This window comes from Micromonospora pallida, from assembly GCF_900090325.1.
GTDB lineage: Bacteria > Actinomycetota > Actinomycetes > Mycobacteriales > Micromonosporaceae > Micromonospora > Micromonospora pallida.
Genome location: NZ_FMHW01000002.1, coordinates 1,096,221 through 1,111,434, shown reverse-complemented (window position 1 = coordinate 1,111,434; position 15,214 = coordinate 1,096,221). Strand labels below are relative to the sequence as shown.

Annotated in this window: 12 protein-coding genes and 1 pseudogene; 8 read left to right on the top strand and 5 right to left on the bottom strand. The window is 70.4% G+C overall.

Annotation, left to right across the window (positions count from 1 at the left end):
• Nucleotides 1-29: 29 nt before the first annotated feature.
• From GA0074692_RS04965 to GA0074692_RS04950, 4 genes are read left to right on the top strand one after another with little or no spacing between them, the layout of a single operon-like run.
• Complete coding sequence (locus tag GA0074692_RS04965; RefSeq protein ID WP_091639818.1) at nt 30-866, top strand: cyclase family protein; 837 nt, start codon at nt 30-32, stop codon at nt 864-866.
• The gene (locus GA0074692_RS04960; protein ID WP_091639815.1) at nt 859-2,334 is read left to right on the top strand and encodes an MmgE/PrpD family protein; all 1,476 of its coding nucleotides are present in this window, start codon (nt 859-861) and stop codon (nt 2,332-2,334) included. The genes GA0074692_RS04965 and GA0074692_RS04960 overlap by 8 nt, the downstream gene beginning before the upstream one ends.
• Nucleotides 2,335-2,338: 4 nt before the next feature.
• The gene (locus GA0074692_RS04955; RefSeq protein ID WP_091639812.1) at nt 2,339-3,811 is read left to right on the top strand and encodes a dihydroorotase; all 1,473 of its coding nucleotides are present in this window, start codon (nt 2,339-2,341) and stop codon (nt 3,809-3,811) included.
• A complete protein-coding gene (locus GA0074692_RS04950; protein ID WP_091639811.1) occupies nt 3,808-4,695 on the top strand; it encodes an HpcH/HpaI aldolase/citrate lyase family protein in 888 nt (295 codons plus the stop codon). The genes GA0074692_RS04955 and GA0074692_RS04950 overlap by 4 nt, the downstream gene beginning before the upstream one ends.
• Nucleotides 4,696-5,002: 307 nt before the next feature.
• On the opposite strand, the gene GA0074692_RS04945 is transcribed toward GA0074692_RS04950, so the two are convergent.
• Nucleotides 5,003-5,350 carry a VOC family protein gene (locus tag GA0074692_RS04945; protein WP_091639809.1) on the bottom strand — a complete coding sequence of 116 codons (348 nt, stop codon included), beginning with the start codon at nt 5,348-5,350 and terminating at the stop codon, nt 5,003-5,005.
• A 205-nt stretch (nt 5,351-5,555) separates the two neighbouring features.
• Nucleotides 5,556-6,137, bottom strand: a pseudogene (locus GA0074692_RS04940) (zinc-binding dehydrogenase); the annotation flags it as partial.
• 18 nt (nt 6,138-6,155) lie between these two features.
• On the opposite strand from GA0074692_RS04940, the gene GA0074692_RS04935 reads away from it, so the two are divergent.
• Nucleotides 6,156-6,593, top strand: coding sequence for a sensor histidine kinase (locus GA0074692_RS04935; protein ID WP_245730166.1), 438 nt, complete (start codon nt 6,156-6,158; stop codon nt 6,591-6,593).
• Nucleotides 6,594-6,710: 117 nt separating this feature from the next.
• On the opposite strand, the gene GA0074692_RS04930 is transcribed toward GA0074692_RS04935, so the two are convergent.
• The 3 genes from GA0074692_RS04930 to GA0074692_RS04920 form a co-directional block, all read right to left on the bottom strand.
• Nucleotides 6,711-8,093, bottom strand: coding sequence for an alkaline phosphatase PhoX (locus tag GA0074692_RS04930; protein WP_091639807.1), 1,383 nt, complete (start codon nt 8,091-8,093; stop codon nt 6,711-6,713).
• Between the two features lie 194 nt (nt 8,094-8,287).
• Nucleotides 8,288-9,889, bottom strand: a complete 1,602-nt coding sequence (locus GA0074692_RS04925; RefSeq protein WP_141725164.1) for an ATP-binding cassette domain-containing protein — start codon at nt 9,887-9,889, stop codon at nt 8,288-8,290.
• A gap of 197 nt (nt 9,890-10,086) precedes the next feature.
• On the bottom strand, nt 10,087-11,940 hold the full coding sequence (locus GA0074692_RS04920; protein WP_091639802.1) for an ABC transporter ATP-binding protein: 1,854 nt from the start codon (nt 11,938-11,940) through the stop codon (nt 10,087-10,089).
• A gap of 100 nt (nt 11,941-12,040) precedes the next feature.
• Between GA0074692_RS04920 and GA0074692_RS04915 the strand changes: the two genes are divergently transcribed.
• The 3 genes from GA0074692_RS04915 (at nt 12,041) to GA0074692_RS04905 (ending at nt 15,200) form a co-directional block, all read left to right on the top strand.
• On the top strand, nt 12,041-12,736 hold the full coding sequence (locus GA0074692_RS04915) for an SDR family NAD(P)-dependent oxidoreductase (protein WP_091639800.1): 696 nt from the start codon (nt 12,041-12,043) through the stop codon (nt 12,734-12,736).
• A 248-nt stretch (nt 12,737-12,984) separates the two neighbouring features.
• Complete coding sequence (locus tag GA0074692_RS04910; RefSeq protein WP_091639798.1) at nt 12,985-13,941, top strand: hypothetical protein; 957 nt, start codon at nt 12,985-12,987, stop codon at nt 13,939-13,941.
• 191 nt (nt 13,942-14,132) lie between these two features.
• Nucleotides 14,133-15,200: a hypothetical protein gene (locus GA0074692_RS04905; protein WP_091639796.1), complete on the top strand. Its 1,068-nt coding sequence runs from the start codon at nt 14,133-14,135 to the stop codon at nt 15,198-15,200.
• Nucleotides 15,201-15,214 lie beyond the last annotated feature (14 nt).

The following is a 15,214-nucleotide window of genomic DNA, read 5'->3' as shown; positions in this document are numbered from 1 at the left end:
TCGCCGACCCTGCTGAAACGCGAGGAACCGTGACCATCACCGCAAGGCCCGCCGACCGCCTGCTCGACGCCGTACGCGGCGGTGCGCAGATCTACGACCTCGGCCGGCTACTGACGATCGGCATGCCCCAGTCGCCGAACCACCCGCCGTTCTGGCTCAGCATGCCCCGCCGCCACGGCGACATGGTCCGCGCCGACGGCGGCTCGGCCGCAAACGACCTGCTGGTCATGGGCACCCACGTCGGCACCCACGTCGACGCCCTCGCCCACGTGTCGCACGAGGGCCGGCTGCACGGCGGCGCCGACGCGGCCGACGCGCAGGCCGGTGGCCGGTTCACCGAACTCGGCGTACACACCGTCGAGCCGATGCTGCGCCGTGGGGTGCTGCTCGACGTCCCCGCCGTGCTCGGCGAGCACTGCCCGGCTGGCTACGAGATCACTCCCGCCGACCTGGACGCCGCCGCCCGCCGGCAGGGCACCCCGGTGGAACCGGGCGACGTGGTGCTGATCCGCAGCGGCTGGGGCCGGTTCTTCGGCCACGAGGACCGCAGCGTCTACGTCGGCCGCGACTCGGGAGTACCGGGCGTGAGCAGCGCCGGCGCCGGGTGGCTGGCCGAGCGGCAGGTGCACGCCGTCGGGGCCGACACCATCGCCTTCGAGTGCCTGCCCCCCGGCCAGGGGCACACCAGCCTGCCCGCGCACCGGATCCTCCTCGTCGAACACGGCATTTACCTCATCGAAGCGATGGCGCTGGAGGAACTCGCCCGCGACGAGGTGTACGAGTTCACCTTCGTCATGATCCCGCTGCCGTTGTTCGGTGCCACCGGCTCGCCGGTGCGCCCCCTGGCGGTGGTCAGCCGTGGCTGAGCGGACCCTCGGGCAGCGCCTCGCCGCCTTCGCCGCCGACACCCCGGCCGCCGGACTGCCGCCGGAGGTGGTCGACAGCGTACGCCGCCGGGTGCTCGACGTCGTCGGGCTCTGCGTCGCCGCGTCCCCGCTGCCCACCAGCCAGGCGGCCCTAGCCTACGTAGGCGAGCAGGGCGGCCGGGGCCAGGCCAGGGCGATCGGCCTGGACACCCGGGTTCCGGCCGCTCTCGCCGCCTTCGCCAACGGCGTGCTGGCCCACTCCCTCGACTACGACGACACCCACCTGCCCTCGGTGCTGCACCCCAGCGCCTCGGTGGTCCCGGCCGCGCTGGCCGCCGCCGAGCTCACGGGTGCCAGCGGCCGGGAGACGGTGGCCGCCATCGCCGTAGGTCTGGAGGTGTGCATCCGGGTCGGCATGGCCGGCTACGACCGCACCGCCGGCAACTCGGTCTTCTTCGAGCACGGCCAGCACGCCACCTCCATCTGCGGCACCCTCGGTGGGGCCGTCGCCGTCGCCCGCCTGTTCGGTCTGGACGCCGGGCAGACCCTGGACAGCCTCGGCGTGGCCGCGTCGATGGCCGCCGGCCTGATCGAGGCCAACCGCACCGGCGGCACGGTGAAGCGGATTCACTGCGGCTGGGCGGCGCACGCCGCGGTGACCGCAGCCTCGCTGGCCAAACACGGCATCAGCGGCCCGCCGACGGTACTGGAAGGGCGTTTCGGCTTCTTCCAGGCGTTCCTGCGCGGCGAGTTCGACCCGACCGAGATCGTCGACGGACTCGGGGCGAGGTGGGCGGTGCCGGGCATCTTCTTCAAGCCCTACCCGGCCAACCACTTCACTCACGCCGCGATCGACGCGGCGATCGCCCTGCGCGAACGGGGACTGGCCGTCGCGGACATCGACAAGATCACCCTCGGCGTGCCGACCCCGGTGATCCGCACGATCGGCCAGCCGATCGACCGCAAGCGGGCTCCACGCACCGGTTACGAGGCACAGTTCAGCGGCCCGTACGCGGTGGTCGCGGGGCTGTGCGGGGGCGGCGTCCTCGGCGTCGGCCCGGACGACTTCACCGATGCCCTCGCGGCCGACCCGGTCCGCCGGGCGCTGATGGCGCGGGTCGAGGTGGTACCCGACGACCGGTGCGATGCGATCTTTCCGTACCAGTTCCCGGCGGTGCTGCGGGTGGTCACCCGCGACGGCCGGGTGTGGGCCGCAGAGGTGCTGGCCAACCGGGGTGGCCCGCAGCGTCCGCTCTCCACCGCCGAGCTGGCGCTGAAGTTTCACCACAACGTCGCCGGACGGCTCGCACCGGACGTCGCCACCCAGGTCGAGCAGGAGATCGGCCGGCTGGACCAGGCCGCCGACGTACGCCGGCTGACCGGCCTGCTCGCCGCCGTGAACACCGCCCCGCCAGCCGGTACGCCGGCACCGACCTCGCTCGCCAGCGCCTGCCCCTCCGAGGAGTGAGACCATGACATCCTTCGACCTGTTGCTGCGCAACGTCCGCGTCGTCCGGCACGACCGGCCGGACGTGGAGTCCGCCGACATCGGCGTCCGGGACGGACGGATCGTCCACGTCGCGCCCGGCATCGACACGCAAGAGGCCGACACCGTGGTCGACGGCGGTGGCCGTCTCGCCTTCCCCGGCGTGGTCGACGCCCACCAGCACTGGGGCATCTACAACCCGCTGAGCGAGGACACCGCCTCCGAGAGCCGCGCCTCCGCCCAGGGCGGGGTGACCACCGCGCTGACCTACATGCGTACCGGGCAGTACTACCTCAACCGGGGCGGACGCTACGAGAACTTCTTCCCCGACGTGCTGGCCGCCAGCGCCGGCCGCTCCTACATCGACTACGGCTTCCACCTCGCCCCGATGATGAGCGAGCACATCGACGAGATCCCCGACCTGGTGGAGAAGTTCGGCGTCACCTCGTTCAAGATCTTCATGTTCTACGGCAGCCACGGCCTGCACGGCCGCTCAGCCGACCAGAACTCCTTTTTGATGATCCCCGAGGGGGAGCGGTACGACTACGCCCACTTCGAGTTCGTCATGCGCGGGGTACAGGCGGCCCGCGAGCGTTTCCCCGAGCTGGCCTCGGACATCTCGCTGTCCCTGCACTGCGAGACCGCCGAGATCATGAGCGCCTACACCCGGCGGGTGGAACAGGAGGGCACCCTGAGCGGGCTGGCCGCCTACCACGCCTCCCGGCCGCCGCACTCCGAGGGACTCGCCGTCTCGATCGCCTCGTACCTGGCCCACGAGACCGGCCTGCCCACCATCAACCTGCTGCATCTCTCCTCCGCGAAGGCGCTCGACGCGGCCCTGCGGATGGCCGAGGCGTTCCCGCACATCGACTTCCGCCGGGAGGTGACCATCGGGCACCTGCTGGCCGACATCACCACCGCCCACGGGCTCGGCGGCAAGGTCAACCCGCCGCTGCGGCCCCGGGAGGACGTCGAGGCGCTGTGGGGGCACCTGCTCGACGGCCGGATCGACTGGGTGGTCAGCGACCACGCCTGCTGCAAGGACGAGCTGAAGTTCGGCAACCCCCGCGACGACGTGTTCCTCGCCAAGTCCGGCTTCGGCGGTGCCGAGTACCTGCTGCCCGGCCTGGTCACCGAGGGCAGCCGTCGCGGCCTGCCGCTGTCGGCCGTCGCCGCGCTCACCTCCTGGAACCCGGCCCGCCGGTTCGGCCTGGCCGACAAGGGAGCCATCGCCGAGGGGTACGACGCCGACCTCTGCCTGGTCGACCCCGACGCGACCTGGACGGTGCGGGCCGAGGACTCCGAGTCGACGCAGGAGTACACGCCGTTCGAAGGTTTCGAGCTGACCGCGCGGGTGACCGACACCTTCGTCCGGGGTGAGCACGTGCTCGTCGACGGCAAGGTGACCGGCACCCCGCAGGGCCGGTACGTGCCCCGGGCCGGCAGGGCACCGGCGTGACCGACGTCGCCCGCAGTTACCTGTACGTGCCCGGGGACCGCGCGGACCTGTTGCACAAGGCACCCGGGCGGGACGCCGACGCGCTCGTGCTCGACCTGGAGGACGCCGTCGCCCTTGCCCGCAAGGAGCAGGCCCGCGAGACGGTCGCCGCGCACCTGCGGAACGCGCCGGTCGGGGTGGCCCACTGGGTACGGATCAATAGCGACCAGGTCGAGGCGGACTTGGCGGTGCTCACCGCGACGGTGGTTGGGATCTGGGTACCGAAGGCGGAGCCGGAACTGCTGGACGAGGTCGATCGGGGGTTGCTGGTCGCGGAGCGGCGGCTCGGCCTGCCGGAACGGACGTTCCGGGTAGTGGCGCTGATCGAGACGGCCCGGGGTGCCCTGGCCTGCGCGCAGGTCGCCGCCGCGCCCCGGGTGCTGCGACTGGGCATCGGCGAGGCGGACCTCGCCGGCGAACTCGGCCTGCAACCCGACGCGGACCGCACCGAGTTCGCCGCGATCCGCTCCCAGGTCGTCGTCGCCTCGGCGGCGGCCCGGATCACCCCGCCGGTCGGCCCGGTCGAGACCCTCCTACACGACCCCGAACGGCTGGAGCGGACCAGCCGTGCCCTGCTGCGCCAGGGCTTCCGGGCCCGCAGCGCCGTGCATCCCGGCCAACTCGCCACCATCAACGGCGTGTTCACCCCCACCACCGAGGAAGTGTCCACCGCCCGGCGGATCCTCGACGCCCTGGAGCGGGCCGAGCGGGACGGATCAGGGGTGGCCGTCGACGACCAAGGACGAATGGTGGACCGGGCCGTGGTCCGCAGCGCGGCGGAGATACTGAGCAGGGCCGGTGCCTCCCCCCACAGCAGCCCGGGACGTGACTATGCTGCGCCCTGATCCCCCGCCCACAGTTCCCAGCCGAGATGTGCCTCGCCATTGGTCGCGGTCGCTGCTTCGCCGCGAGAGCACACCCTGGTCCTGGACCACCGTGATCCGCCCTCACTTCCGGCGCATCCCGCCGGTAGCGGTCGACGACGTCCCGCAACTCCTGATACAGAGCGGCGGTCTCCTCGGACGTGAGCCGAAAGGCCCAGTCGGGTGGGTCAACGGCACACGGGATGGCAGTTCACTGGCGGTCGATCTAACTACGGGGGACGGGGAAGAGTGGTCCGAGGTCACCACGCCTGAAGCACGGGGCCACTGATCATCCGGTCGTCGAGACCTCTCCGCCGATTCCGGTCTCGTTGCCGTCGCTGTCGTGGAAGACGTACTTCCAGACCGAGCCGTGCTTCTCAACGTCGACCGGCTCCAGGCCCCGTCCGGAAATCCTCGCAACCTCGGCGGCTGGGTCGTCGACCCAGATCATGCTGACAGCTCCGCCGGCCCGGTCGGGATCCTGGATGATGTACACGTACCGATCCTCGGCCAACTGCCAGACCGCCTCGATCTCGTTCGGATAGAAGGTCGGTTCAGCACCGAGCAGCCGCTTGTACCACTCCAGGGCGCTGTCATAGTCGCGCACCGCGATGCCCGCGAACACTCCTACCGCCATGTCTGTCTCCTCAGCGATGCCGAGCCCGACCGGTGCCGGGCACTGAAGGACAGACCGGACCTGGCAGCGAAACCTAACGGGGTCGACCCGATCGCCTTCGGACGGCTCCCGCGCCCAGGCTACCCCTTGCAGTGGCGGTCCGAGGTGCCGCCGTCGAGCTGGAACACCCCGGCGGTGACCACGCGGTCGATCCGCAGGGTGCCACTCATAGCGTCACGACCGAGCGCAGCACCTCGCCGGCGTGCATGGTGCGGAACGCCCTCTCGACGTCGTCGATCGCGATGCGTTCGGTGACGAACTTGTCCAGCGGCAGCCTGCCTTGCAGGTACAGGTCGATCAGCATGGGGAAGTCCCGCTCCGGCAGACAGTCGCCGTACCAGGAGGACTTCAGCGCGCCGCCGCGGGAGAAGATGTCGAGCAGGGGCATCTCCAGGCGCATGTCCGGGGTGGGCACGCCGACGAGCACGACCGTGCCCGCGAGGTCGCGGGCGTAGAACGCCTGCTTCCAAGTCTCCGGCCGTCCGACCGCGTCGATCACGACGTCGGCACCGAACCCGCCGGTCAGCTCCGCGATCGCGGTGACGGCGTCGGTGGCTGAGGCGTCGACGGTGTGGGTGGCTCCGAGGTCTCGGGCCCACTCGAGCTTGCGTGCGTCGCGGTCCACGGCGATGATCGTCGAGGCGCCGGCCAGACGAGCGCCGGCGACGGCGGCGTCGCCCACTCCCCCACAGCCGATGACGGCCACGGAATCCCCGCGTCCCACCGCACCGGTGTTGATCGCCGCGCCCGGGCGGAGTCAGCCGGGGTGTCGTTGCGCGTGGCGGCCGAGCCCGTTGCGGTACACGCCGATCCCGACCGGCTCCGTCAGGTGGTGGGCAATCTCGTCACCAACTCACTACGGGCGACCGCTGCGGGCGGCAGCGTACGGCTGGCCGCGAGCCGCACCGACACGCAGGCGATCGTCCAGGTCGCCGACACCGGCTCGGGAATCGCAGCGGACGCGCTGCCGCACGTGTTCGACCGGTTCTGGCGGGCCGACGCCGCGCGGGGCCGCCGTACCGGGGGCAGTGGCCTCGGCCTCGCCATCGCCCGGCAGATCGTCACCGATCACCAGGGCACCATCACGGTCGCGAGTGAGGCCGGCGTCGGGACGACGTTCACCATCACGCTTCCCCGCGCCGACCAGCAGACGGAACAGGCGGGGAGTCAGGCCCAGTTCGGTCGGCGGCATCCCGCCCGGTAGCACCACCGGCCCGACGGGTTCAGCCGTCCGGCCCGAGCGTCACACCACCCCGGCGCCGTCAGACACCGGGGCGGCGGGACGCTCAGGCCGGCTCGGTCACACCGCCCGGCTGCGGAGTCAGCTCTGGCGGCGGTTCCAGGGGCCGGTGACGGCGTACGTGATGCCCGGGTTGTAGACGTTGAAGAACATGGTCCGGCCGTCGGCGGAGAACGCCGCTCCGGCCAGCTCGCCGTACTCCGGGTCCGCCACGGTGCCGACGTTGACCCGGTTACGCGCAAAAACGAACACCTCGCCATCGGCGGTCGTACCGAGGATGTGCTGGTCCCCGATCCCGTCCTCGCACATCATCAGGCCCCCGTACGGCGACATGCAGATGTTGTCCGGGGAGTCGAACTCCGGGTTCTCCGGCGCCGGCGTCGGACGGGTGAAGATGGTCTCCAGCCGCAACGTGTTGGCTCGCGGGTCGTACCGCCAGACCTGGCCGTCGTGGTCGCGGGCCGAGCCCAGCTCACGCCGGGCGAACGACGAGACGAAGTAGGCACAGCCGTCCTTCTCCCCCCACCAGGCGCCCTCGATCTTGTACCCACCCGTGATCGGCTTGCGGTAGTCCTGGGCACGGACCGACTCCGTCGTCGCCAGCGGGTCCGGCACGTCAAGCCACTCGACGCCGGAGAAGGACGTGCCCGCCTCGGTCACCACCGACAGGTCCGGCAGGTCCGGGACGTGCAGAGCCTGCAGCACGCCGCCTGCCCGCAGGCTCCCGTGGCCGCCGAGCGGCCGGTTCGGCAGGAAGCGGTAGAAGCTGCCCAGCGGCGCCACGAACGCGTCCTCGGTCTCGTAGACGATGCCGGTGTGCGGGTCGACCGCGACCGCCTCGTGCTGGAACCGGCCCATCGCGGTCAGCGGTGTCGGATCCGTGTTGCGAGCACTGTCGTACGGGTCGACCTCGAAGACGAATCCGTGGTCCTTCGTGTACCCGCGGGTCCCCGCCTTGTCTTCGGTCTCCTCACAGGTCAGCCAGGTGTTCCACGGCGTCCGGCCGCCGGAACAGTTGATGGCCGTACCGCCCAGGCTGACGTGCTCAGTGACGGCGCGGTTCGCCGCGTCGACGGCGAGTGTGCTGGTCCCACCCCCGGCGGCCGGGTCGTACGTGCGTTCCGGCGGAGCCACGACCGTGATCTTCGCGGTCGGCGAGCACTCGTGGTTGCGGACCAGGCGAGTACCGCGCGCCTTGCCGGCGAACGCACCCATGCCGTCGAACCGGCTCGGCACGATGCCACCGTCCGGCCGGACGGTGCCTTCGCGCGACAGCACTGTGTAGCGAAAGCCCACCGGCAGGTCGAGCATGCCGGCCGGGTCGGGCACCAGCGGACCGTACCCGATCTCCGGACCGGACACCCCCAGCGCGGGTGCCGCGGTGAACAGGGCGTCGACCGAACCGACCACGGTCACAGCGAGACCAGCTCCGGCCGAGCGGGACAGGAACTGGCGGCGAGACATAGACACGGACAAGCCTCCTAGACGTCACGGACGGCTGCGGGCCAGCCGACCTCGACCCGAACCGCTCGATCCACTACGTCACATCCCACCTCACCCGTCAAGATACTGATCGATATGATGTGCCCACGATCAGCAGACTCGGCCGCCACCTCGTCAACGGAAGCAAACAGGGCCGCCACCTGCGTTTCCGCTGGTCACGGCCGACGCAGGCGGTACGCCCTGGCCTGCAGACCGAACAGTTCGCTGTACCGCCCGCCGGCCGCCATCAGCTGGTCGTGGGTGCCCTGCTCCACCAGCCTGCCCCGATGCAGCACCAGCACCAGATCGGCTCCGGCGACCGTGGACAGCCGGTGGGAGACCACCAGGGTGATGGCGCCGTTGCGGGCGGCCAGCTGCCGGGCCCGCTGCATGTAGCGTTGGAAGATGGCGTGCTCGCTCGGGGCGTCGAGGGACGCGGTCGGCTCGTCGAGCATGAAGAGCAACGGGTCCGTCCGCATGCTGGCTCGAGCTAGTGCGGTCTTCTGCCACTGTCCCTCCGACAGGTCGACACCGCCGTACAGCGGTGACAGGCGGGTCGCCGCGCCTGCGGGCAGACGCCTGACGATCCCCTGGGCGTCGGCCGCGTCGATGGCACGCCCGACCGCATCCACATCGTCGAGACGCCTGATGTCGCCCAGTCCGACCGCCTCTGCGAAGGTCATCTGGGGATACCGACCGAAGTCCTGGTAGGCGGCGCTGGTACGCCTGCGCCACTGCTCGGTTTGGATGTCGCGGAGGTCGGTGCCGTCGATCGTGATGCGGCCGAGGCTGGGTTCGTAGAAGCGGCTGAGTAGCTTGACCAGCGTGGACTTGCCCGACCCGAACTCTCCGACGAGCGCGACCACACTGCCGGCGGGCAGCAGGACGTCGACGTCGGCGAGCACCGGCTCAGCCGCGCCCGGATACGAGAAGCCGACCCGGTCGAGGCGGATACCGGTGGTCAGGCGCTCGGGCGGCGGGAGGTCGCCGCGGCGCGCGGACCGCTCCTGCTGCAGATATGCCCTGAGCCACAGGTACGGGTCCAGGAAAAGACCGGCGTTCATCGTGGTGGCGAGCTGGCTGACGGCGGTCTGCACGGTCTGCTGGAGGTTGATCGTGAGTGTCACGACGAGGACGACGTCGCCCGGGGTGGCGGTGCCCGCCGCGGCTTGGCGCGCCACGATACCGAGGCAGGCAATGAAGCCGGCCACGAAGACGGTCCAGCCGGCAGCGCGCAGCCAGGCGGCGCGGACACGGGCACTGTACCGGCCGACGGTGGCCTCGTGAAACGCCGCCGCCTGCAACTGTGCGACCCGGTGCCCGGCCTGGCTGGTACGGATCTCCTTGCCCGCAGCGGCGTCGGTGGCGACATCGAACAGGTGCCGCTGGAGCCGGAACGCTTCAGCGGTGCTGATCTCGGCGTGGCTCTCGATCTTCCGGCCCGCGCGGTCGCACCACAACGGGGCCGCGGCGAGCACGAGGAGCACCAGCAGCCAGGGGCTGACTGAGCCGAGCAACAGCAGCGTAAGAGCCAGCTGCAGCATGGTGAAGCAGGCGCGGACCGCGTTCCACATCCCGCCCACGATCCGCTTCGGCGCGTAGCGCAGCACAGTCAGCCGGTCGAGGTAGTCGCTGCGCTCGAGATGCTCGATGCGTTCGAGCGCGGCGATGTCCTCGAGCAGACGTTGTTCCAGAACCATGCCGACCCGTTCAACGATCAGGAACAGCCCGATCAGTCCGTGCAGCCGATTGAGCAACAACACCGTCGTCGAGGCCACCGCCGCGACCACCGCGGCGGTGACGGCGGCGGGGACATCGCCGGCTACAAGTCCGTCCACGGCGGCTCGCAGGGCCAGTGCGATGCCGATGTTCCCGGCGACCAGGCCGACCTCGATACCGAACACCGTGGTGGTCAGCCCACGGGCGTGGCGCCACGAGACACCCAGTATCTCGGTCCACAGCCGCAGGTAGCGGGTCACGGCGTGTCCTCCTCGTCGAACCTGTCGTCGAAACCCTGGTTGAAGCGTTCCGCCTGGGTGATGAAGAGCTTGGCGTACCGGCCGTCCTCGGCCATCAGTTCGTCATGGGAACCGGACTCCACGATCCGGCCGCCATCGAGCAGCACAATGCGGTCGGCGAGGCGGACCGTGGACAGCCGGTGTGAGATCAGCACTACGCCGGCGTGCCGCTTGTGCCGGGCGAGTTCGTGGAAGACCTCGAACTCCGACTTGACGTCCAGATGGGCCGTCGGCTCGTCGAGTACCAGCAGCCGGGCTCCACAGCGCAGTGCGTACATCGCCCGGGTCAACACGACCTTCTGCCATTGGCCGCCGGAGAGGTCCACGCCGCCGACGCGGGTGCGGGCCAGCGGGGTGTCCCATCCGAGGGGCAGGCGGGCGACCAGCTGGTCCAGTCCGGAGTCGGCTGCCGCCTGCTCGATACGCTTGCGGTCCACCGGCGCGGCCGCGTACCCGAGGGCGACGTTGTCGAGACAGGACAGGTGGTAGCAGACAAAGTCCTGGAAGACGATGGAAATCCGGCTGCGCCACAGCGGCGGTTCGACAGCCGCCAGGTCGACGCCGTCCACGGTGATACGGCCGGAGCTGGGTGTGTAGAGCCCAGCTAGCAGTTTGATCAGCGTGGATTTGCCGGCGCCGTTGAGGCCGACGACGGCGAGCAGCTCGCCGGGGGCGATCTCCAGGTCGAGGCCGTCGAGCACGGCCGGACCCGTGGCGGAGTAGGCGAACGAGACCTGCTCGAAGCGTACGCGCGGCGCATCCAGGCTCTGGGATACCGCGGCGACAGGCACGTACGGGTCGGCGGTCTCGGCGCGCAACGTGGCGTACGCGCGGCAGCCGGGGATGGCCCCCTCGATCTCCAGCGCGTCGATGAAGCCGAGCAGGTTGAGGACCGCCCAGCCGGCGCCGAGTACCGCCGCCGCCTCGGCCACGCCGTCGCCGTTCTGCCCGGCGTGCCACACGACCAGTGTGAAAGCCACGGTCAGCGGCGGCCCGACCAGCACCGCTACCTGCCACTGGTCCAGGACGCTACGGATACCGGCGTGCCACTTCGGCGACAACATGGTCATCAGCCGCTCATGCCAGCGAGCGAGCGCCCAGTGCTGGAGCCCAAAGGTGCGGCTCTCCTTGCCGTCGGTCGCGTCCACCGCCAGGCGCCGCCAGTGGTCCGCCTCCATCCCGGCCGACACGCCACGCCGCTCGATCTCGATGTGTTCCATGAACTGACGCCGCCACAGCCAACGGCTGGCGACGGCCGGGATGATCACGAGGGGGGCGAGCCACCAGGCGAAGCTGGCCAGCACCGCGGTGGCGGCGAGCACACCGATCCAGCGCATGATGAGATCCAGCTGGGCCGTCGCGCCCGTCCCCGGTGGACGTTCGGCCCAGAACTCCGGATCCGCGCGGGCCACCCGGATCAGCTCGCGAGTCCGGGGCTGTTCCATCGGCCCGAGGTGCGCTCCGGAGACCGCCAGTGACGTCAGCGCGGCACGGCGGGCCATGTCGATGCGCTGCGAGACCAGGAAGGTCGCCGGCGCGGAGACCGTCTGCGCCAACCGTCCGGCCAGGAGGACCGCGCCGAGCAGGATCAGCGCGACGGTCAACGACGACCCGAGCAGGACCCGGTTCACCAGGTTCTCGATCGTCAGCGCGGTCAGCGCGGGGACGAGGGCGATCGTCACCTGCGTGAACATCAGCACGATCACGGCGAGCGGACCGCTGTGGCGCAACTCGCCGATCAGCAGCATCCGGTCGCGCAGAGTGGATCGCGTCGTCATCGGCCGGCTGGCGTCGCCGGAGGGAGGTCTCATCGCCGACCGATCCTAGCCATGGATCGATGCCCGTGGTGCGACCCGACCGAAGCGCGTCCGGGCATGCGGACAGGCACGGTACGGCGACTACGCTTGCCTGATGCCGACTGCTCTGGTCACCGGGGTGTCTCGTGGTCTGGGTATCCGCATCTGCCATGAGCTGAAGGCGGCTGGCTACCGGGTGCTGGGTGTCGGGCTGTCGGTCGCGCCGCAGCATGTCCCACTCGACGACTACCGGGTCGTGGACCTCCGGGAACCGGTCTCGTGCGAGCTGTTCGCCGGCGAGGCCGTCGACGTGCTGGTCAACAATGCCGGCGTGTACCTCGACGATCCGCGCGGCGGATACGGTGACCTGTTCGCGCTGTCCCTCGCGGACCTGCGCGAGACATTCGCGGTGAACCTGTTCGGGGCGACGCAGTTGGTTCAGCGTTACGCGCCGCCGATGCTTGCCCGCGGCTCGGGGCGGGTCCTGTGTGTCTCGTCCGGGATGGGCCGCCTCCAGGACGCCGACGGCGCCTCGTTCGCCTACCGAGCGTCCAAGCTGGCCCTCAACGCACTTGTGCTCGGACTCGCGCGTCACTTCGAGCGGCGAAACGCGGACCTGTCTGCGTTCGCGTTCTGTCCCGGATGGATCCGCACCGACATGGGCACCCGGACCGCGCCCAACGATCCCCGCCTGGCCGCCGAAGACCTGGTCCGGCTCCTGAAACTGCCTGCCGCGCGCTCCAATGGCAGGTTTTTCCGCGGGCGACAGGAGCTGGGCTGGGACACATCAGGACCACTCGTTGTGAACTGAACTCTCCCGTTTCGGCGATGCGCAGCCCTTGCAACATATCGATAGATCTAGCATCCTCGCCGGAAGCTGATCCAGTCGACCGGCCGCGGCGCCTTCTCCACCGGAGGGGACCCGCCGCGCAGCTGCGCCCCCGCGCGGGGCATGACCAGAGACATGGGGTGGGCACCACCATGGTTTCCGGTAACAAACTGCGCCGACACGCCATTCGGTCAAGGTTCGCCCACACCGGTCTCACATGCACGCCAGCTGTGGCCGACCAGATCAGCCGGTTGGCAGCACCGTGGTTCACCCTGGAAGCGGGCAGGCCGGATACCGGCGCGTGGGAGGTGTTTGCCGACACCGAACCCACCGGCGAGTCGGTGCCCGAGCTGGTCACCGCCCACGGCGAGGAAACCGTGGAGTACGCCGTCGACCACTCCCGGAGGTTTCTCTTCCATCTGGCTCCGAGCGGCGATGCCTGGACGGCTCAGTCGCTGCTGCGGGCGACCCGGGCGATCCACCGTTCGGCGGCCGCCCGCCAGGGCACGTCGTTCCTGCACGCGGGACTGGTGGAGCTGAACGGCATCGGTGTCGCGCTGGTCGGCGGGAGCCGGGCCGGCAAGACGTCCTTCATCATGGCCGGCGTCCTCGACGGATCCGGCGTCATGGTCTGCAACGACGACGTCAGCATGCTCGCCGGCGACGGCGACGAGGGCGTCACCGGCTTCGGCTGGCCGCGGTCGGTTTCGGTACGTCTCGACACCCTGGACCTGCTGTTCGGGCACGACCGCGCGCAAGCTGTCCTGTCCCGGCTGTCGCATCCCGCCAACGCGACGTTGCCGCGTCTGCGTGAGTCCGGCGCCGAACCGAACGGCACGGCACTGCTCTACCCCTGGGAGTACGCGGACCTGCTGGACACCAAGATCGGCCAGCACGCCCGGGTCGACGTTGTCGTGCACCTGAGCCTCGCCGACGATCCGGCGGAGGCCACCCTCGCCCCGGTGCACCCGTCGGAGCGCCGGACGCTGCTGGAGCGGCGCCTTCTGGCCCAGCCCAACAAGCACCTCAACATCTTCGGGCACGAACCCGAGCCGGGCAGTGCCGAGCCGACCCGGGATGCCCTCACGGCCCTGCCGACATACCGATTCCGGTACGACTTCCATGACGTCCGGCGGCAGGTCGATCGGCTCGCCGGATTTTTGAGCAGCCAGCTCGTCGGCCCGTGACGCCCGAGCGGGAAGTCGCGTCCGGCCCAACGACGTGGGGCAGTGGTCTGCGACCGCCGCCTCCCGCCCCTCCTGGAGGACCACATCGTGCAGCCGGCGAACGCGGCCGGAGGGCGGATACCGGTCGTTCACACACATCAGCTCTGGCCTCTCCGGCGCACACCCGTGGACAGCCGGGAAAGGAGACCCCTGTGAAACCGATCCGTGTGGTACTGGCCGGCGCAGGCAACTGCGCATCCAGCTTCAGCCAGTTCGTCGCTCAGGCGCAGGCGGACCCCGCCGCCACACCTCCGGGCCTCATGTGCCGTTCGGTGGGTGGGTACCTCCTGTCCGACGTCCGGGTCGTTGCGGCGTTCGACGTGGACGCGACCAAGGTGGGCCGATCCCTGTCCGACGCCTTCGCCACCCCCGTCGTCTCCGCGACCGCCTTCGTCCCGCTCGGCGCCGACGGTGATTCACCGGTCCTGCCCGCGCCGGTGCTCGACGGCCTCGCCGGGCCGCTGGGTGGCGTCGTTCAGCCCGCCGACGCCGCGCAGGACGCTCGACCGGAGGACGTCACGAAGGCGCTGATCGAACTCGAGGCGGACGTCCTCGTCATCATGCTGCCCACCGGCGCTTCCCGGGCTATCCGGATGTTCGCCGACGCCGCGCTGGCCGCCGGCATAGCCGTCGTGAACGCCACACCCGAGGAACTGGCCCGCGACGAGGCCCTGTGCCGCCGATTCGCCGATGCCGGCGTGGTGATTCTCGGCGACGATCTGCGCAGTCACCTGGGTGCCACGACACTGCACACCGCCCTGCTGGAGTTGCTGCTCAGCCGCGGCCTGGTGCCGTCGAGCACCTATCAGCTCAACGTCGGCGGGAACACCGACTTCCTCAACCTGGCCGACCCCACGCGCTCGGCGTCCAAGTTCACCTCGAAGGCCAACGCGCTGCGGGCCGCCGGGATGGACGATGCCAGCATCGCGGCCGGACCGACCGGCTTCATCCGCCACCTGGCCGACACGAAGGTGTGCTTCCTCAACATCACGGCGACCTCCGTCCTCGGCTCCGAGGTGAAGATCGACGTCAAACTGACGGTAGAGGACAGCCCGAACGCCGCCGGCGTCATCGCGAACGCCGTCCGGGCCGCCCGGCTGGCCACCGACCGCGCCCTGTCCGGCGCCGTGAACGACGCCTGCGCCCTGCTGTTCAAGAGTCCGCCGCGCGGCCTGCCCGAGGGGGAGGCGAGAGCGGCCTTCCTCGGTTTCGTTTCTTGAGGACCACTGCCCAC

Excerpts from the sequence above, each read along its gene's own strand:
- GA0074692_RS04955 (WP_091639812.1), top strand. The coding sequence starts at position 2,339 with ATGACATCCTTCGACCTGTTGCTGCGCAACGTCCGCGTCGTCCGGCAC.
- GA0074692_RS04945 (WP_091639809.1), bottom strand. The coding sequence starts at position 5,350 with ATGGCGGTAGGAGTGTTCGCGGGCATCGCGGTGCGCGACTATGACAGC.
- GA0074692_RS04930 (WP_091639807.1), bottom strand. The coding sequence starts at position 8,093 with ATGTCTCGCCGCCAGTTCCTGTCCCGCTCGGCCGGAGCTGGTCTCGCT.
- GA0074692_RS04920 (WP_091639802.1), bottom strand. The coding sequence starts at position 11,940 with ATGAGACCTCCCTCCGGCGACGCCAGCCGGCCGATGACGACGCGATCC.
- GA0074692_RS04915 (WP_091639800.1), top strand. The coding sequence starts at position 12,041 with ATGCCGACTGCTCTGGTCACCGGGGTGTCTCGTGGTCTGGGTATCCGC.